General features: G+C 72.8%; 16 protein-coding genes. 10 read left to right on the top strand and 6 right to left on the bottom strand.

The features are described 5' to 3' along the window. The first annotated feature begins 116 nt into the window (after positions 1 to 116). Positions 117 to 716, top strand: coding sequence for a hypothetical protein (locus ACZ5Y0_RS00460; RefSeq protein WP_469126432.1), 600 nt, complete (start codon positions 117 to 119; stop codon positions 714 to 716). A gap of 71 nt (positions 717 to 787) precedes the next feature. Continuing rightward, on the top strand, positions 788 to 2,092 hold the full coding sequence (locus tag ACZ5Y0_RS00465) for an MFS transporter (RefSeq protein ID WP_469126433.1): 1,305 nt from the start codon (positions 788 to 790) through the stop codon (positions 2,090 to 2,092). Here the strand turns inward: ACZ5Y0_RS00465 and ACZ5Y0_RS00470 are convergent, their stop codons facing one another. Then, the gene (locus ACZ5Y0_RS00470; protein WP_469126434.1) at positions 2,093 to 2,326 is read right to left on the bottom strand and encodes a hypothetical protein; all 234 of its coding nucleotides are present in this window, start codon (positions 2,324 to 2,326) and stop codon (positions 2,093 to 2,095) included. Between the two features lie 58 nt (positions 2,327 to 2,384). Here ACZ5Y0_RS00470 and map point away from each other — a divergent pair, with 58 nt between their 5' ends. Further along, on the top strand, positions 2,385 to 3,242 hold the full coding sequence (map, locus tag ACZ5Y0_RS00475) for a type I methionyl aminopeptidase (protein ID WP_469126435.1): 858 nt from the start codon (positions 2,385 to 2,387) through the stop codon (positions 3,240 to 3,242). 194 nt (positions 3,243 to 3,436) lie between these two features. Here the strand turns inward: map and ACZ5Y0_RS00480 are convergent, their stop codons facing one another. After that, the gene (locus ACZ5Y0_RS00480; protein WP_469126436.1) at positions 3,437 to 4,081 is read right to left on the bottom strand and encodes a PhzF family phenazine biosynthesis protein; all 645 of its coding nucleotides are present in this window, start codon (positions 4,079 to 4,081) and stop codon (positions 3,437 to 3,439) included. Between the two features lie 512 nt (positions 4,082 to 4,593). Here ACZ5Y0_RS00480 and efeO point away from each other — a divergent pair. From efeO to ACZ5Y0_RS00500, 4 genes are read left to right on the top strand one after another with little or no spacing between them, the layout of a single operon-like run. Next, the gene (efeO, locus tag ACZ5Y0_RS00485; RefSeq protein WP_469126437.1) at positions 4,594 to 5,745 is read left to right on the top strand and encodes an iron uptake system protein EfeO; all 1,152 of its coding nucleotides are present in this window, start codon (positions 4,594 to 4,596) and stop codon (positions 5,743 to 5,745) included. Positions 5,746 to 5,761: 16 nt separating this feature from the next. Then, on the top strand, positions 5,762 to 7,015 hold the full coding sequence (efeB, locus tag ACZ5Y0_RS00490; protein ID WP_469126438.1) for an iron uptake transporter deferrochelatase/peroxidase subunit: 1,254 nt from the start codon (positions 5,762 to 5,764) through the stop codon (positions 7,013 to 7,015). A 3-nt stretch (positions 7,016 to 7,018) separates the two neighbouring features. Then, positions 7,019 to 7,903 (top strand): iron uptake transporter permease EfeU, encoded by an 885-nt coding sequence (gene efeU / locus ACZ5Y0_RS00495; RefSeq protein ID WP_469126439.1) that lies wholly within the window; start codon positions 7,019 to 7,021, stop codon positions 7,901 to 7,903. Beyond that, on the top strand, positions 7,851 to 8,858 hold the full coding sequence (locus tag ACZ5Y0_RS00500) for an SCO2278 family lipoprotein (RefSeq protein ID WP_469126440.1): 1,008 nt from the start codon (positions 7,851 to 7,853) through the stop codon (positions 8,856 to 8,858). Before efeU ends, ACZ5Y0_RS00500 begins: the two co-directional genes overlap by 53 nt. A 110-nt stretch (positions 8,859 to 8,968) precedes the next feature. On the opposite strand, the gene ACZ5Y0_RS00505 is transcribed toward ACZ5Y0_RS00500, so the two are convergent. The 3 genes from ACZ5Y0_RS00505 to ACZ5Y0_RS00515 form a co-directional block, all read right to left on the bottom strand. Continuing rightward, positions 8,969 to 9,700 carry a bifunctional DNA primase/polymerase gene (locus tag ACZ5Y0_RS00505; protein ID WP_469126441.1) on the bottom strand — a complete coding sequence of 244 codons (732 nt, stop codon included), beginning with the start codon at positions 9,698 to 9,700 and terminating at the stop codon, positions 8,969 to 8,971. 131 nt (positions 9,701 to 9,831) lie between these two features. Beyond that, positions 9,832 to 10,452: a TetR/AcrR family transcriptional regulator gene (locus ACZ5Y0_RS00510; protein ID WP_469126442.1), complete on the bottom strand. Its 621-nt coding sequence runs from the start codon at positions 10,450 to 10,452 to the stop codon at positions 9,832 to 9,834. Positions 10,453 to 10,523: 71 nt separating this feature from the next. Further along, on the bottom strand, positions 10,524 to 11,519 hold the full coding sequence (locus ACZ5Y0_RS00515) for a Gfo/Idh/MocA family protein (RefSeq protein WP_469126443.1): 996 nt from the start codon (positions 11,517 to 11,519) through the stop codon (positions 10,524 to 10,526). Between the two features lie 80 nt (positions 11,520 to 11,599). On the opposite strand from ACZ5Y0_RS00515, the gene ACZ5Y0_RS00520 reads away from it, so the two are divergent. From ACZ5Y0_RS00520 to ACZ5Y0_RS00530, 3 genes are all read left to right on the top strand, one after another. Next, positions 11,600 to 12,949, top strand: coding sequence for a multidrug effflux MFS transporter (locus ACZ5Y0_RS00520; protein ID WP_469126444.1), 1,350 nt, complete (start codon positions 11,600 to 11,602; stop codon positions 12,947 to 12,949). Further along, positions 12,946 to 14,070: a serine hydrolase domain-containing protein gene (locus tag ACZ5Y0_RS00525; protein ID WP_469126944.1), complete on the top strand. Its 1,125-nt coding sequence runs from the start codon at positions 12,946 to 12,948 to the stop codon at positions 14,068 to 14,070. Before ACZ5Y0_RS00520 ends, ACZ5Y0_RS00525 begins: the two co-directional genes overlap by 4 nt. 350 nt (positions 14,071 to 14,420) lie before the next feature. Further along, entirely contained in the window at positions 14,421 to 15,395 is a 975-nt protein-coding gene (locus ACZ5Y0_RS00530; RefSeq protein ID WP_469126445.1) for a small ribosomal subunit Rsm22 family protein, read from the top strand. Between the two features lies 1 nt (position 15,396). On the opposite strand, the gene ACZ5Y0_RS00535 is transcribed toward ACZ5Y0_RS00530, so the two are convergent. Beyond that, complete coding sequence (locus tag ACZ5Y0_RS00535) at positions 15,397 to 17,037, bottom strand: alkaline phosphatase D family protein (protein ID WP_469126446.1); 1,641 nt, start codon at positions 17,035 to 17,037, stop codon at positions 15,397 to 15,399. Positions 17,038 to 17,224 lie beyond the last annotated feature (187 nt).

Genomic DNA, 17,224 nt, shown 5'->3' on the forward strand with positions numbered 1-17,224 from the left:
CGGGCGGGATGGCGGCCGGGTGGCGGCCGTCACGGTCGCCCCGCGGGTCCCCAGGTCGGGGGAATCGGTGGCGAACCGCCGGTCGCGTCGGCCCGGTTGGGGCAGGATGCGGCCGTATGGACGCCGTACGGGTCGCGCTGCTGCGCGAAGTGCTCGCCGGAACGGAGTGGCTCGGGGCCACCCGCAGGTTCGCCGGGGTGCTGCGCGGGTCGGTGGTGTCGCACGGGGGCGGGCTGCTGCTGGTGGGCACCGAGGAGTACGAGCCGTGGCATCTGGCCGCCCATCTCGTGGACGAGGCCGCCTGGTCCGGTACGCCGGAGCTGACCCCCACGCTGGTACGGCACGGCGCCCGCCCGTCGGACCCGGCGCACCTGGCGGTGGGCCTCGGGCGGATCGAGGCGGCCCGCCGGGGCGAGACCCTGCTGGTGGTGACGCCGGAGGGGGACGCACCCCTGCTGGAGCGGGTGTCGGACGCCCGGCGCGCCGGGGTGACCGTGCTGGCCCTGGGCCCCGGCGACGGCGACCTGACGGGCCTGGCGCACGAGACGCTGGCCGTGCCCGACGGCTCGGAGCTGGATCTGGACACCGTGCAGCACCTGGTGAGCGCGGCGGCGGGCGAACAGACGGTGCCCTCCCCGAGGGGTCCCCGCCGCCTGCTCGACCGACTGTCACGTCTGGCGGAGTCCCTGACGGCACCGCCGCCGGCTCCCTGGTGACGCCCCGCGGCCCCCCGGTGACCCGAAAAACGGTTGCCGGTCGCACCGCCCGCCCCTGACCATGAGCCCTCGTGAGCGACGACGACCGTTCTTCCGCCGGCCTGCGGGCGCTGCTGCCCGACCTCGCTCCCTGGCACGCCTCGCGTGACTTCCGTCGGCTCTGGTACTCCGGGCTGATCTCGAACTTCGGGACGTTCCTGACGTTCGTCGCGTTGCCGGTGCAGATCAAGGAGCTGACCGGGTCGGCCGCGGCGGTCGGGGCGATCGGGGCCGTGGAGCTGGTCCCGCTGGTGGTGTTCGGGCTGTACGGCGGCGCCCTCGCGGACGCGTGGGACAAGCGCAGGCTGATCCTGTGGACGGAGGCCGGGCAGGGGCTGCTGAGCGCCGTACTGCTGCTGAACTGCCTGCTCCCCCGGCCGGCCCTCTGGCCGCTCTACGCGGTCGCCGCGCTGTCCTCGGCGCTGGTGTCCGTCCAGCGCCCGGCCCTCGACTCGCTGTGGCCGCGGATCGTGGCCCACGAGCACATGCCGGCCGCGGCCTCGCTGAACGCGCTGCGCTGGACGGCCGGCGGGGTCGCGGGTCCGGCCCTGGCGGGTGTGGTCGTCGCCTATGCGGGCCTGGGCTGGGCATACGGGGCGGACCTGGTCACCTTCGTCGTGTCCGTCGTCCTGGTCGTGCGGATCGCCTCCTCCCCCGCCTCCCGCGAGGCGGTGAGGCCGTCGCTGCGGGCGATCGCCGAGGGCGCCCGCTACGCCTGGAGCCGCAAGGAGCTGCTCGGCACCTACGCCGTGGACCTGGCCGCGATGTTCCTGGCGATGCCGCTGGCCGTCCTGCCGTTCCTCGCCGACGAACTGGAAGCCGAGTGGTCGCTGGGCCTGATGTACGCGGCGGTGCCGGCGGGGTCGCTGCTGGTGACTCTGACCAGCGGCTGGGCTTCGCGGGTGCACCGGCACGGACGGGCGGTGGTGCTGTCGGCGGCGCTGTGGGGCCTCGCGATCGCGGGCGCCGGACTGGTGGGCGACGTATGGCTGGTGTTGCTGTTCCTGCTCCTCGCGGGGGCGTGCGACATGGTCAGCGGCATCTTCCGCGCGGCGATGTGGAACCAGACGATCCCGGACGAGCTGCGCGGCCGGCTCGCCGGGATCGAGCTGTTGTCGTACTCGGTGGGGCCGACGCTCGGCCAGGTGCGCACGGGCGGTTTCGCGGCCTGGACGGGGGTGCGGACGTCGGTCTGGTCCGGCGGGCTGCTGTGCGTGGGCGCAGTGGGACTGCTCGCCCTGTGTCTGCCGGGACTGATGACGTACGACGCGCGGACCAATGAGCACGCGGTGCGGCAGCGCGACAAGCGCGCCGCCGCGACCGTGGTGGAAGCCTGATCAGTCGTCGTCCCGCGGGGTGCCCGCCGGGCTGTCGTGCCACTTGGGGTCGTTCTCCCACTGGAGGTTGCGCTCGCGGGCCGTCCGCATGGCGTGCTCGGCCTCCGCGCGGGTGGTGTAGGGGCCGAAACGGTCCTTGGCCGGGCACTCGGGCCCTTCCTCGACCTTCTTGTGTTCCAGGCAGTAGTACCACTCGCCCGGTTTGCCGACCGTGCGCTTCTTGAACAGGGCCATGACCAGCTCCTCTCGCCACCGTCATGTTCCCCGATGGACGCTGGTTAGACTCGCTGGCATGTCTGGCCAGTCGCTGCTCGTGCCCGGGGAGCTGTCCCCCATCCGTTCCGTGCCCGGAAACATCCGCCGTCCCGAGTACGTCGGGAAGCCCGCGCCGACCCCGTACACCGGTCCGGAGGTGCAGACGCCCGAGACGGTCGAGGCGATGCGTACCGCCGGGCGGATCGCCGCACGGGCCATGGCGGAGGCGGCGAAGCTGATCGCGCCGGGCGTCACCACCGACGAGCTGGACAGGGTGGCGCACGAGTACATGTGCGACCACGGCGCCTACCCCTCGACGCTGGGCTACCGGGGCTTCCCCAAGTCCCTGTGCACGTCCGTCAACGAGGTGATCTGCCACGGCATCCCGGACTCGACGGTGCTGCGGGACGGCGACATCGTCAACCTGGACGTGACGGCGTACATCGGCGGGGTGCACGGCGACAACAACGCGACGTACCTGGTGGGGGACGTCGACGAGGAGAGCCGGCTGCTGGTGGAGCGGACCCGGGAGGCGCTGGACCGCGCGATCAGGGCGGTCCGGCCGGGCCGGCAGATCAACATCATCGGCCGGGTCATCGAGTCGTACGCCAAGCGGTTCGGGTACGGCGTCGTGCGGGACTTCACGGGGCACGGCATCAACTCGTCGTTCCACTCGGGACTGATCGTCCCGCACTACGACAGCCCGCACGCGACGACGGTCATCCAGCCCGGCATGACGTTCACGATCGAGCCGATGCTGACGCTCGGGACGCACGAGTACGACATGTGGGACGACGGCTGGACGGTCGTGACGAAGGACCGCAAGCGGACGGCCCAGTTCGAGCACACGCTGGTCGTGACGGACACGGGCGCGGAGATCCTCACGCTGCCCTGAGCCCGCCACCACCAGTCGCCGGCCCGCCCTCCCTCCGGAGAGGCGGGCCTTTCGTCGTCGGCCGGGGGCGCAACGGACGCGCAGGACGCTCCGCTCACGGTGCCCGGAAGTCCGTGGCAGGGGAACCCGTCCGGCCGTCGACGCGCTCGTCAGGAACCACCCGACGGAGGCGGACGGGCACGGCCTGAGCCCGATCAGCGCTCCAGGAGGACTCGGCCGCCGATCTCGACCCAGCCGTACGGCTGGGGCGCGGTGAGGATCTGTGATCCCGCGCCCTGGGTGATGTTCAGGGCCCGGCCGAGGAGGTCGGTGAGCAGCAGGGCCGCCGCGCCGGTCGCCTCGTCCTCGTCGATGCCGTCGTCGCGGCCGGGGAAGGCGCGCGCCCGGACCCGTCCCGCCGACTCGTCCTCCCAGGCCCAGGCGTACACCCACTCGCCGGACGGCGGTACGGGCAGGTCGTCGACCTCGGCGGCGGAGGCGTACTGACGGAGCGTGCGCGGCGGGACCCACTCGGCCCGCGCCTCGATCCAGCTGAACTCGCCGTCCAGGCGGACACCCACGACCCCTGCGGGGGTGACGAGTTCGGGCACGTCCAGCAGCCAGGCCGTGCCCACGCAGGGGTGTCCGGCGAAGGGCAGCCGCACGGTGGGCGTGTAGATGTCGACGACTCCGCGCTCGGGGTCGTCCACGAACACGGTCTCGCTGAAGCCCAGCTTCGCCGCGAGGGCCTGCCGGTCCTCCCGGTCGGGCAGCACGGATCCCTCGCGGACCACGCCCAGTTCGTTGCCGTATCCGCCGTTCGGTGCGCAGAACACGCGGAGCACGTCGTAATCAGTCACCGGGGAATTGAAGCACCGCCTCCGCCTCCGCCGTCGGCTCCGGCCAGGTGGCGGGCTCAGGCGAGGGCCGCTGACGGTGGCCGCCGCGACGGCCGCGACCGGGGCGACCGCCTGCGCCGCCCGCGCGCCGGACGGGTCCGGGCGGTGAGGATCATAAACAGCACCCCGAGCAGCACCGCCGGTCCGCCCGGCGTGGTGTGCACGCAGGGCTGCTTGCCGCCCAGGCCCACGACCAGCCGACCGAGGTGCCGTCACGTCCACAGGACGGGCGTGGCACTGGCGACGCCACGCCGCCGCCTTTGAGCTCTCTTGGTGTTCCTTGTGGGCCGTCTTGACCTGACCGTGGGGATCCTTTTGACCCACCGTGACCGGGTCGTGCTCTTACAGCGTCCATGAGAGGTGAATCACGGTCCGGGCGGGCATTACCCAGGTAAGCCTTGGATAAGTTAGGCAAGCCTCACTGATATCTGTGAACCCTGTCACGCAATTTTTCAGCCATGCTGGGAGCCTTCATGCGCGCCGCCAGACTCTCCGTCGCCACCGCCGCCGCTGCCGCCGCGGCCCTGACCGCGGTCACGGGCTGCACCGAGAAGAGCGACGCCGCCACGGGTGACCGGGTGATCGGCGTGACCGCGACCGACGACACGTGCGAGACGTCCACCAAGAAGATCGCGGCCGGCCACGTCGAACTCGCCATCGAGAACAAGGGTTCCAAGGTCACCGAGGTCTACCTCCTCTTCCCCGACGACCGGGTGGTGACCGAGCGGGAGAACATCGGCCCCGGCACCAAGCAGCGGGTCACCGCCGAGGTGAAGGCCGGCGACTATCTGATCGCCTGCAAGCCGGGCATGAAGGGCGACGGCATCCGCCAGGACCTCAAGGTCACCGGCGGCGGCACGACCGCCGAGCGCGACCCGCGCCTGGACAAGGCCGTGGCGGCCTACCGGGCCTACTCGCAGCAGCAGGCCGACGAGACGCTGCCCCGGGTCGAGGCCTTCGTGAAGGCTGTCAAGGCGGGCGATCTGGAGGCCGCGAAGAAGGCCTACGCGCCCTCCCGCATCGGCTGGGAGCGCACGGAGCCGGTCGCGGAGTCCTTCGGCGACATCGACCCCAAGGTCGACATCCGCGAGCCCGACCTCGAGGCCGGCCAGAAGTTCACCGGCTGGCATCGCCTGGAGAAGGCTCTCTGGCAGGACAAGAAGATCACCGCTGACGACAAGGCCGTCGCGGATCAGCTCGTCACCGACCTGAAGGACTGGCAGAACCGGGTCGGCAAGGCCGAGATCAGCCCGACCTCCATGGCCAACGGCGCCAAGGAACTCCTCGACGAGGTCGCCACCGGCAAGGTCACCGGCGAGGAGGAGTTCTTCTCGCACACCGACCTGGTCGACTTCAAGGCCAACGTCGAGGGCGCCGAGAAGGCGTTCGACCTGCTGGAGCCGGTCGCCAAGGAGAACGACGCGGCGCTGGTCACCGAGCTGGACAAGCAGTTCACGGCGCTGAACACGCTGCTCGACACGTTCCGGACGAACTCCTCCGGAGCGGCACCGTACGAGTTCACCTCGTACGACAAGGTCGGCGCCGCCGACCGCAAGGAGCTGTCGGACGCGGTGAACGCGCTCGCGGAGCCGCTGTCCAAGCTCGCCGCCGCCGTGGCCAAGTAGCCGGAGGCTCACCCACATGACGGACACGGACAGCACCTCGCCCTCGCCCACCCGGCGGGCACTGATCGGCTGGGGCGGGGCCGGCCTCGCGCTCGGCGCCGCCGCGGCCGGCGGCGCGGCCGCGATGACCCGCACCGGGAACGACGTGGACCCGGCCGGCGCCGAGGCGGGCGGCGCGGTCGCCTTCCACGGCATCCACCAGGCAGGCATCGCCACGCCCGTCCAGGACCGGCTGCACTTCGCCGCGTTCGACGTGACGACCACCGACCGGGCCGAGTTCGTCCAGCTGCTGAAGGACTGGACGCAAGCCGCCCGGCGGATGACCGAAGGCAAGCCGGTCGGGGAGGGCGCCTACGGCGGGCTCCCCGAGGCGCCGCCGGACGACACCGGTGAGGCGCTGGGCCTCAAGCCGTCCCGGCTGACGCTGACGGTCGGCTTCGGGCCCTCCCTGTTCCAGAAGTTCGGACTCGCCGGGCAGCGGCCCGAGGCGCTGGTGGACCTGCCGAAGTTCGCCGGGGACAACCTCGACGCCAATCGCAGCGGCGGCGACCTGTGTGTGCAGGCCTGCGCGGACGACCCGCAGGTCGCGGTGCACGCGATCCGCAACCTGGCCCGGATCGGCATGGGGAAGACCGTCATCCGCTGGTCGCAGCTCGGCTTCGGCAAGACGTCCTCCACGACGCCCGACGCGCAGACCCCGCGCAACCTGATGGGCTTCAAGGACGGCACCCGCAACATCGCGGGCACCGAGTCGGACCGCCTGGAGAAGTTCGTCTGGGTGGGCGAGAAGGACGGTCCCGCCTGGATGACGGGCGGCTCCTACCTCGTCGCCCGGCGCATCCGCATGCACATCGAGACCTGGGACCGCACCTCGCTCCAGGAGCAGGAGGACGTCTTCGGCCGAGACAAGGGCGAGGGCGCCCCGGTCGGCAAGGCCAGGGAACGCGACGAGCCGTTCCTGAAGGCCATGAAGCCCGACGCGCACGTGCGGCTCGCGCACCCCGACTCCAACCACGGGGTGACGCTCCTGCGCCGCGGCTACTCCTTCACCGACGGCACCGACGGTCTGGGCCGGCTGGACGCGGGCCTGTTCTTCCTCGCCTACCAGCGGGACGTGCGCGAGGGGTTCATCCCCGTCCAGCGCAACCTCGCGACGGACGCGCTCAACGAGTACATCCAGCACGAGGGTTCGGCCGTCTTCGCGATCCCGCCCGGCGTCCGGGACGCGGACGACTGGTGGGGGCGCACCCTGTTCGCCAAGGAGGCCTAGCCCGTGTTCTCCAACTACCTGATCGGACTGCGCGAGGGCCTGGAGGCCAGCCTCGTCGTCTGCATCCTCATCGCCTACCTGGTGAGGACCGACCGCCGCGACGCCCTGAAGCCGGTCTGGGCGGGCATCGCCGTGGCGGTGCTGCTCGCGCTGGGGTTCGGCTCCGCCCTCGAATTCGGCTCCCAGGAGCTGACCTTCGAGGCACAGGAGGCGCTCGGCGGCTCCCTGTCGATCCTGGCCGTCGTCCTGGTGACGTGGATGGTGTTCTGGATGCGGCGCACCGCGCGGCATCTGAGGTCGGAGCTGCACGGCAAGCTGGACGCGGCCCTCGCCATGGGCACCGGCGCGCTGGTCGCCACCGCGTTCCTCGCCGTGGGCCGGGAGGGCCTGGAGACCGCCCTGTTCGTGTGGGCGTCGGTGCACGCGGCCGGTGACGGCACCCCGCGGCCGCTGATCGGCGTGGCCCTCGGCCTGGCCACGGCGGTCCTGCTGGGCTGGCTGTTCTACCGCGGCGCCCTGCGCATCAACCTGGCCAAGTTCTTCACCTGGACGGGCGCCATGCTGGTCGTCGTCGCGGCGGGCGTGCTGGCGTACGGCTTCCACGACCTCCAGGAGGCCGACTGGCTGCCCGGCCTGACCGACCGGGCCTTCGACATCAGCGGCGCGATCCCGCCCGACAGCTGGTACGGCACGCTGCTGAAGGGCGTGTTCAACTTCCAGCCCGACCCGACGGTCCTCCAGGTCACGGTGTGGCTGCTGTACCTGGTCCCGACGCTCGCGCTGTTCCTCGCCCCGGTAGGGTTCGCCTCCGGGAAGGGGAAGGTGAACGCGCCTGATGAGCAGGGAAAGCAGCCTGACGACCGGCCGTCCGCGGCGCCGCGGACGTGACCGTGACGCACTGATCGCCGTCTCGCTCACCGCCGCCTTGACGGCGAGCGGGTGTGTCGTGGTGCACGGGGAGCGCGAGGTGCTGCCCGCGGCCACGAAGGCGGAAGCCGCCAAGGCGGTCGAGCAGTTCACGGCCGCCTACAACAAGGCGGACGCGGCGTACGACCCCTCCCTCGACGCCGAGTTCACCACCGGGGCGCTCGGCGCGATCGACGCGGCACGGCTGAAGGCGGGGCGCGTCAACAACCCTGACGGCAACCCGGAGCACACGCCGCTGACGCTCACCGACGTCAACTACACCATTCCCGAGAAGCCCGGCTGGCCCCGCTGGTTCGTCGCCGACGCGCGGGCCAACAAGGGCGGTGACGCGCGCTGGGTGCTGGTGTTCACCCGCGGCGGCCGGTCGGACCCGTGGCAGGCGGCGTACCTCACGCTGGTGGCGCCGGGCGCGCTGCCGGAGTTCCCCAAGGACAAGGACGGCTGGGCCGAGGCCGTACCGGTCGACACCGCCGGCCTGACGCGCTCGCCCGCCCGCATGAGCACCGACTACACGACGTACCTGAAGGACGGCGGGGACGCGTTCGCGGACGGTCCGTACACCAGTGAGCTGCGCTCCACACGGGCGAAGAACGCCAGCAAGCCGGGCCTGGCCACGCAGTACATCGACGAGCCGCTGACGAACGGCGACTTCGCGCCGCTGGCGCTGCGCACGGCGGACGGCGGGGCGCTGGTGTTCTTCTCCACGCACCACTTCGTGAAGCAGACGGCGGCGGCGGGGGCGGCCGTGCCGACGCCCAACCGCAACGTCCGGGCGTTGACCACGGGGGAGATCGAGCAGGCCCTGACGATGGAGTTCGTGGCCAACGGGATGGCCCTGGTGCCGGTCGCCTCCGGCGGGGGCAAGGTGTCGATGCTGAGCCGGCTGGAAGGGCTCACCGCGGCGAAGGGCGAGTAGGGGGCCCCGGCGTTCGCGTGGTCCTCGCCGGACGGCGGGTGCGCATCCGTCGCGGCTGGTCGCGCCCACGCGGCGCGGAGCCGCGTACCCCTACGGCCGCGCGCCCTGGGTCAGTGGCGCGTGGGCCACGTCGCGACCGCCGGGTCCGTGCCCACGTATCTGGCGCACGCGTCCGTGAGGGGCTCCAGGAGGGTCAGCGGGTCCGGAAGGGAGTGTTCGGGGCCCCGGAGCCAGTGCACGGCCTGGCCGTCGTCGCCCGGGAGGCGGGCCGGCGGGACGAGGACGTAGGAGCCTCGGCAGTGCCAGCGCAGGCCGGGGTGCTCGTCCATCGTCTCGGGGTGGCAGTCCAGCTCGCAGGGCCACCACTCGTCCTCGTCCTCGGGGGTGCCGCGGGTGAGGGTGAAGAACAGCATGCGGCCGTCGTCGCTCTCGGCGACCGGGCCGACCTCGACGCCGGCGCCGAGCAGCCGCTCCAGGGCCTCCCGGCCGGCCTCCATGGGGACGTCGAGGACGTCGTGGGTCGTGCCGGTGGCGGTGATGAAGTTGGCCTGGGGCTGATGACGGGCCCAGCGCTCGATCTGGGCGGGGTCGGTGGTGGACTGCGTGTGCCAGGCGAAGGAGAGCGGGTGGCGGCCGGGCGTCGGACAGCCGACGCGGTCGCAGGAGCAGCGGTAGCCGGAGACGGGGTGGGCGGCGGGCGCGAGCGGCAGTCCCGCCTCGGCGGCGGCGAGCAGCAGGGCCTCACGGCCGCCTTCGTCGGCGCCCTCCTTGGGGCGGCGTCCCCGCAGCCACTGGGAGATTCTGCTCTGCCTGCCGGTCCGGCCGCCGAACTCCGCGCTCATCTATCCCCTCGCCTCGCTCTGGTGCGGACAGCATGCCCTATGGTCCCACCATCCGGCGCATCGGGGGTCCGGAGCCCCAAAAGGGGCACGTGGGACGAGGGGTACCGATGTGGGCCATGAGGTCGGCGAGGTCAGCGCGGTGCGAGACCGTACAGGGCGTAGTCGACGAGGGTGTCGGTGTACTCGTAGGAGAGCGGACCCGTGTACTGGAGCCAGCGCTGGGCCAGCGGTGAGATGAAGAACTCCAGGGCGATGCGCGGGTCGACCTCGGGGCGGACCTGGCCGGCCCGCTGGGCGGCGCGCAGCCGGTCGACGTACAGCTGGATGCTGGGCTCCATGAGCTGGGACGTGAAGCGCCGGCCGACCTCTTCGTTGACCACGCCCTCGGCGGCCAGGGCTCGGGACGGCGCATCGAAACGGGGGTCCGTCAGCTGGTCGACGGTGGCCCGCAGCACCGCCTTGATGTCGGCGGCGAGGTCGCCGGTGTCCGGCAGGACGAAGTCCTCGCCCGCCTCGCGGGAGGCCTGACGGCTGAGGTCGAGGAACGCCTCCAGCAGGACGTCGGCCTTCGAGCCCCACCAGCGGTAGATGGTCTGCTTGCCGACGCCGGCGCGGGCGGCGATGCCCTCGATGGTGGTCCTGGGATAGCCGACCTCCGCCACCAGGGCGAGCGCGGCGTCGTAGATCGCGCGCCGGGACCGCTCGCTGCGGCGGGTGGTGTCGGGGGCCGGCTTTCCGGGCTGGGTGACCATGGCACGACCGTACCAAGAGCATGAGACGGGTCGTCTCGCCGTCCCGTCCGGTGGGCCCGCTCGCCGGGTGGCTACTCCCCCGGGTACCGCACGCCGGTCCGCTCCCGGATCGTGTCCAGCGTCCGCATCACGGCGAGGGTGCCGTCGAGCGGGACGAGCGGGGACTCGGTCTCCCCGGCCCGCAGTGCCCGCATCACCTCCCGCGCCTCGTGCCGCATGGTCGTACGGGGCCCGTCGGACGGGTCGGCGGTGAACTCCTGCGGGTCGCGGCCGGCCCGGTGCAGGACGAGGCGGTCGGGGTGGAAGAAGCCGGAGGGGATGTCGATGCGGCCCCGTGAGCCGGTGACCGACGCGGTGACGCCGGTACCGCCGACCAGGGAGCAGTGCAGGGCGGCCAGCGCGCCGGAGTCCCAGGACAGGACGGCGGCCGTCTGGAGGTCGACGCCCTCGGCGGAGATCACGGCCTGCGCGGAGACGCTCGTGGGCTCTCCCAGCAGCAGGTGGGCGAAGGAGACCGGGTAGACGCCCAGGTCGAGGAGGGCGCCGCCGCCCTGGGCGGGGTCGCGCAGCCGGTGCGAGGGCGGGAAGGGGCCCTCCAGGCCGAAGTCGGCCTGCACGGTCCGTACCTCGCCGATCGCGCCGTCGCCGACGAGGGCCTTCAGGCGGCGGATGACGGGGTTGCAGTACATCCACATGGCTTCCATGAGGAAGCGGCCGTTGTCGCGGGCCAGCTCGACGAGTTCGACGGCCTCGCGCAGGTTCAGCGTGAACGCCTTCTCGCACAGCACGTTCCGGCCGCCCTCCAGGCAGAGCCCGGCCGCCGTGCGGTGCGCGGAGTGCGGGGTGGCGACGTACACGACATCGATGTCCGGGTCCTTGGCCAGCGTCTCCCAGTCGCCGTACGCCCGGGGTATCCCGAAGCGCTCGGCGAACTCCCGCGCCGAGGTCTCGGTGCGGGACGCGACCGCGACCACCTCCGCGTCCGGCAGGTCGATCAGGTCCGCCGTGAACGCGGCGGCTATCCCGCCCGTCGCCAGAATCCCCCACCGCACCGTGTCCGTCGTCATCCGCCCGCCCTCGTGCCGTCCCAGCAGTCCGTACGAGCTGAGAGCATAGGTGGCGCTGACGTCACAGAGGGAGGGGCCACATGCCCGAGGGTGGGGCGATACCGGACGTGTCGAGGGCGGCCGTGGCCGGGCAGGGGGCACCGCTGCGGGCGCGGCGCCGGGCGGGACTGCTCGTCACCCTCGTGCTGGGCGGGCTGACCGCCACTCCACCGCTGGCCATGGACATGTACCTGCCGTCGCTGCCGCAGGTCACCCGGGTGCTGCACGCGCCCGCCGCGACCGTGCAGCTCACGCTGACCGCCTGCCTGGCCGGAATGGCGCTGGGGCAGCTGGTGGTCGGCCCGATGAGCGATCGCTGGGGCCGCCGCCGCCCGCTGCTGGTGGGGCTCGCCGTGTACGTCGTGGCGACCGCGCTGTGCGCGCTGGCACCCACCGTGGAGCTGCTGGTCGCGTTCCGGCTGGCGCAGGGCCTCGCGGGCGCGGCGGGGATCGTGATCGCGCGGGCGATGGTGCGCGACCTGTACGACGGCGTGGCCATGGCGCGCTTCTTCTCCACCCTGATGCTGATCTCGGGTGTCGCCCCGGTGGTCGCGCCGCTGATCGGCGGGCAGATCCTGCGGGTGACGGACTGGCGGGGCGTGTTCGTGGTCCTCACCGCCGTCGGCATCCTGCTGGCCGGTGTCGTCGCGGCGAAACTCCCCGAGACGCTCCCGGCCGCCGAGCGCCACTCCGGTGGCGTCGGCGAGGCCCTGCGCTCGATGCGCGGGCTGCTCGCCGACCCGCCCTTCGCCGGCTATCTGCTGACCGGCGGCTTCGCCTTCGCCGCGCTGTTCGCGTACATCTCGGCGTCGCCGTTCGTGATCCAGGAGATCTACGGCGCCTCACCGCAGACGTTCAGTGTGCTCTTCGGCGTGAACTCGATCGGGCTGGTCGTCGTCGGGCAGGTCAACGGCAAGGTGCTGGTCGGACGGGTCAGCCTGGAGCGGGTCCTGGCGGCCGGCCTGGCGGTCGTCGCGCTGGCCGCGGCCGCGCTGCTGCTGATGGCGACGGGCGTGTTCGGCGAGGTGGGGCTGGTGCCGGTGGCGGCCGCCCTGTTCGTGCTGATGTCGGCGATGGGGGTCACCCTGCCCAACGCCCAGACCCTCGCGCTGCTGCGGGTACGCCACTCCGCCGGGTCCGCGTCCGCGCTGCTGGGCACCACCTCCTTCGCGATCGCCGCGGTCGCCTCCCCGCTCGTCGGTGTCGCCGGTGAGGACACGGCCGTCCCGATGGCCGTCGTCCAACTGGTGGCCGCGGCGGTGGCGCTGGTCTGCTTCGTGGGAATGTGCCGTCCCTGGAGGGCCGCGGGGGCGGCCGACCAGGGTCCGGACGAGGGTCCCGACGACGGGCTCTCCGCTCGTGCGAGGCCGGAAGCGGGCGAGGACAACTGAGCGCGCCGAGACTGCGGGTCGACACTCCGGAACGGGCCGGGCTCGACCCCGAGGAGCTGCGTCACCTCGTGCGCGAGGTCCGCGCACTGACCACCGGGGAACGGCCCTGGGCGGCCGGCGTCGTGGTGGTCGCGGGGCGCGGGCCCGTCATCGCCGTGCGGGAGGCGGCGGGCTGGGCGGTGCGGTACGCGGGCTACGACCCGCAGGCCGACGCCGGCGTGGAGCTGCCACCCGCGTCCCGCGTCCCGATGACCGTCGACACGCCCTTCGACCTCGCGTCGGTCACCAAGCTGTTCACGGCCGTCGCGGCGGTGCAGCAGATCGAGCGCGGCACGCTGGGGATCGACGCGCGCGTGGGGGCCTATCTGCCCGACTTCCGGGCGGCGTCCGCCCATGACATCACCGTGCGCCGGCTCCTCACCCACACCTCGGGGCTGCGGCCCGAACTGCCGCTCCACGACTGCCCCGACGACGCCGGGCGGCTGGAGCTGCTGCGGGCGGAGGCGCCGGTGACCGCGCCCGGGACGTACGTCTACTCGGACCTCAACATGCTGCTCCTCCAGCAACTCCTCGAACGGCTCACCGGCCGGACGCTCGACGTCCTGATCCACGACGGGATCACCCGCCCCCTGGGCATGACGTCCACCGGCTTCGGGCCGTGCCCCGGCGCGGCCGCCACGGAGGACCAGCGGCGGCCGTGGGGGAAGGCCGACCGGGGGCCGCTGCGGGGCGAGGTGCACGACGAGAACGCGTGGGCGCTGGGCGGGGTGGCCGGTCATGCGGGGCTGTTCTCGACCGGGTGTGATCTCGCGGTGTTCTGCCGGGCGTTGCTGGCGGGGGGTGCGTACGGGCCCGCTCGGATCCTCGGGCCCGACTTCGTGGAGCTGTTGCTGGCCGCTCCGGGGCTGGGCTTCGCGGTGGACCAGGCGTGGTTCATGGGGGAGCTGGCGGGGAGGGGAGCGGCGGGACACACGGGGTTCACGGGTACGTCCCTGGTGCTCGACCCGGCGACGGACACGTTTCTCGTGCTGCTGGGGAACACGGTGCATCCTCGGCGGCGGACGGCGAGCAGTGCGCCTCGCGCGGCGGCGGGCACGCGTCTGAGCCGCGCGGTCCGCTGAGTGCGCCGCCCCGGGGCTCGCCTGCCCGGCCCTCCGGGGCCATGCCCACCCACTCGCGGCTCGGCGAGCTGGAAGGCGCCGGTCGGGCGATCCGGCCCGTCCGGGGGGGCGCCTCCCGGGGGGGGCTCGAGGACGACGCCTGTCAGGCGGAAGCTGAGGCCCGGAGCGCAGTCCCCAGGGCGGGGAACCGCAGGGCAGGACCGCAGGGGAGCAGGGGCCGAAGGGGAACCACAGGGCAGGAACCCGCGGGACAGGGCACCGCGGGACAGGGCACCGCGGGACAGGGCACCGCGGGACAGGGCACCGCGGGACAGGGCACCGCGGCACTGGGGCGCGTTTAGTATTTGCGGGTGAACGACCCCGTATCTCCGGCGGAAGCCCTCCGTGAGTTGCTCGACGGGCTTCCGGCCCGGCAGGCCGGTCAGGCCGTGGAGCGGCTCATCGCCAATTATCGCGGGGCCACCCCGACCGACACCCCGATCCTCCGCGACCGCGCGGACGTCGCCGCGTACGCCGCGTACCGCATGCCGGCCACCTTCGAGGCGGTCCGCTCGGCACTGGAGGCGTTCGCGGACGCCGTGCCGGACTGGACGCCCGGCAGCCATGTCGACGTGGGCGGGGGGACGGGCGCCGCGACCTGGGCGGTCAGCGCCACCTGGCCGGGCCGGCGCCCGGTGACGGTGCTGGACTGGGCGGAGCCCGCCCTGGCCGTCGGGCGCGAACTCGCCGCGTCCAACCCGGCCCTGGAGCAGGCCCGCTGGCAGCGTGCCCGGATCGGCTCCGCGCTCACCCTGGAGCCGACCGACCTGGTCACCGTCTCGTACGTCCTCAACGAACTGCCCGCCCCCGACCGGGCCGCCCTCGTGGACGCGGCCGCCTCCGCCGCGCAGGCGGTGGTGATCGTCGAGCCGGGCACCCCGGACGGCTACGGCAGGATCATCGAGGCCCGGGACCGGCTGATCGCGGCGGGCTTCCGTGTCGCCGCACCCTGCCCGCACAGCGCCGCCTGCCCGATAGTGCCCGGTCAGGACTGGTGCCATTTCTCGGCGCGCGTGAGCCGTTCCTCCCTGCACCGGCAGGTCAAGGGCGGCTCACTGCCGTACGAGGACGAGAAGTTCGGCTATGTGGCCGCCGCCCGCTTCCCCGTCGACCCGGTTCCGTCCCGCGTGGTGCGACGGCCGCAGATCCGCAAGGGTCAGGTGCTCCTCGACCTGTGCGAGACCGAGGAGCGGCTGTCGCGGACGACGGTGACGAAGCGGCACGGCGAGCTGTACAAGGCGGCGCGGGACGCCGACTGGGGCGACGCCTGGCCGCCCGCCCCCTGACTCAGGCCGGCTTGAGCCCCTGGTCGCCCACCTCGGTGACGAAGGACGCGGCGGTACTGACCGGAGCGCCCGGCCGGGTGACGTAGGGGACGGTCTTGAAGTCGGCGCGGGCCAGGTCGCGGTTGAGGGCGACGGTCACATAGCCGCGTCGGCCGTTGTAGAACCTCATGTGCGGGTTGGCGGTGGTGTAGGTGGTCCAGTTCGCGGGCTTGTCGGAGCCGTCCCGGCCGCTGGCGACCGACGTGGCGACGATCTCCGTACCGAGGGTGCGGGAGGTCTGGTCGTCGAAGTCGTCCTTGACGTCGAAGGCGTACCCGACGTGCACGTCACCGGTGAGGACCATGAGGTTGTCGACTCCGGCGGCCTTCGCGCCGTCCAGGACACGGCGGCGGGAGGCGCGGTATCCGTCCCAGGCGTCCATGGACAGCTTGGCGACCGGGTTGAGGTCGAGCTTCCGCTGGGAGAAGGTGACCTGCTGCGGGACCACGTTCCAGCGCGCGCGTGAGGCGTGCCAGCCGTTGAGCAGCCAGCGTTCCTGCGTCGCGCCGGTCATCGTGCGGGTGGGGTCGTCGATGTCGGGGCCGGGGAGCTGCGCGCCGTCGCCGTAGGCCTGGTTCGAGCGGTACTGGCGGGTGTCGAGGATGTCGAACTGGGCGAGGTCGCCCCAGTGCAGGCGGCGGTACAGCCGCATGTCGGGGCCGTCGGGGAGCTGGGGGCGGCGCAGCGGCTGATTCTCCCAGTAGGCACGGTAGGCGGAGGCGCGGCGCAGCAGGAACTCCTCCGGCGGGACGGTGTTCTCGGGGGTGTCGCCGGCGTAGTTGTTCTCGGTCTCGTGGTCGTCCCAGGTGACGACGAACGGGTGGGCGGCGTGCGCGGCGACGAGGTCGGGGTCGGACTTGTAGAGGGCGTATCGCAGGCGGTAGTCCTCCAGGGTGACCGTCTCGTGGTCGAACAGGGCGGGCAGGGTGCGGTCGGTGTGGTTGCGGTGGTTGCCGACCGAGTTGACGGCGTACTCGTAGAGGTAGTCCCCGAGGTGGAAGACGACGTCGACGTCGTCCTGGGCGAGGTGGCCGTAGGGGGTGAAGTAGCCGTCGGTGTAGGCCTGGCAGGAGACGGCGGCGAGTTTGAGCTGCGACACCTGGGCGCGGGAGACGGGGGCGGTGCGGGTGCGACCGGTCCGGCTGGTCCAGTCGCCCACGCGGAAGCGGTAGTGGAAGACGCGGTCGGGGGCGAGGTGGGGAACCTCCACGTGGACGGTGTGGTGGAACTCGGGGTGGGCGGTGACGGTGCCGCGTCTGACGACGCGTCGGAAGCCCTCGTCGTGGGCCAGTTCCCAGCGGACGGCGACGCGTCGGGCGGGCAGTCCGCCGTCGGGCTGGTAGGGGGCCGGGGCGAGGCGCGTCCACAGGAGTACGGAGTCGGGCAGGGGGTCGCCGGAGGCGACGCCGAGGGTGAAGGGGTCGTCGGTGATCCGGGCGGGGTCGAGTTCGGCGGCGGCCGCGGTGCCCGCGGTCGGCAGGTTCACGGCGAAGGCGAGCGCGGCGGCGGCGCCGGTCACGGTGAGGAAGCGGCGGCGGCCGAGGTGGCGCGCTGCCTCGCGGAGTTCGGTGGTGTGCTGGGACGGGTGTGCTGCGGGTGTCATCCGGTCCTCCGCTGACGGTGTGTGTAGGAGGCATTGGAGTGGCCGGGGACGACCTGGGAGCGACCGCGGACGGACGCGAACACAACAGTCGCGTGGCGGAAGAGAGCATTCCGGATGGCGGGCCGTACGACGGCTCGCGTGACGGCGGCTGACGGCCGCGTGCCGGGCCGCCGGCACCCGCTCCCTT

The sequence above is a fragment of the Streptomyces sp. NPDC033216 genome, from assembly GCF_055577115.1.

Bases quoted from the DNA above. Each gene is read 5' to 3' on its own strand.
- ACZ5Y0_RS00460 (WP_469126432.1), top strand. From the start codon at position 117: ATGGACGCCGTACGGGTCGCGCTGCTGCGCGAAGTGCTCGCCGGAACG.
- ACZ5Y0_RS00470 (WP_469126434.1), bottom strand. From the start codon at position 2,326: ATGGCCCTGTTCAAGAAGCGCACGGTCGGCAAACCGGGCGAGTGGTAC.
- map (WP_469126435.1), top strand. From the start codon at position 2,385: ATGTCTGGCCAGTCGCTGCTCGTGCCCGGGGAGCTGTCCCCCATCCGT.
- efeO (WP_469126437.1), top strand. From the start codon at position 4,594: ATGCGCGCCGCCAGACTCTCCGTCGCCACCGCCGCCGCTGCCGCCGCG.
- efeB (WP_469126438.1), top strand. From the start codon at position 5,762: ATGACGGACACGGACAGCACCTCGCCCTCGCCCACCCGGCGGGCACTG.
- ACZ5Y0_RS00500 (WP_469126440.1), top strand. From the start codon at position 7,851: ATGAGCAGGGAAAGCAGCCTGACGACCGGCCGTCCGCGGCGCCGCGGA.
- ACZ5Y0_RS00505 (WP_469126441.1), bottom strand. From the start codon at position 9,700: ATGAGCGCGGAGTTCGGCGGCCGGACCGGCAGGCAGAGCAGAATCTCC.
- ACZ5Y0_RS00510 (WP_469126442.1), bottom strand. From the start codon at position 10,452: ATGGTCACCCAGCCCGGAAAGCCGGCCCCCGACACCACCCGCCGCAGC.
- ACZ5Y0_RS00515 (WP_469126443.1), bottom strand. From the start codon at position 11,519: ATGACGACGGACACGGTGCGGTGGGGGATTCTGGCGACGGGCGGGATA.
- ACZ5Y0_RS00520 (WP_469126444.1), top strand. From the start codon at position 11,600: ATGCCCGAGGGTGGGGCGATACCGGACGTGTCGAGGGCGGCCGTGGCC.
- ACZ5Y0_RS00535 (WP_469126446.1), bottom strand. From the start codon at position 17,037: ATGACACCCGCAGCACACCCGTCCCAGCACACCACCGAACTCCGCGAG.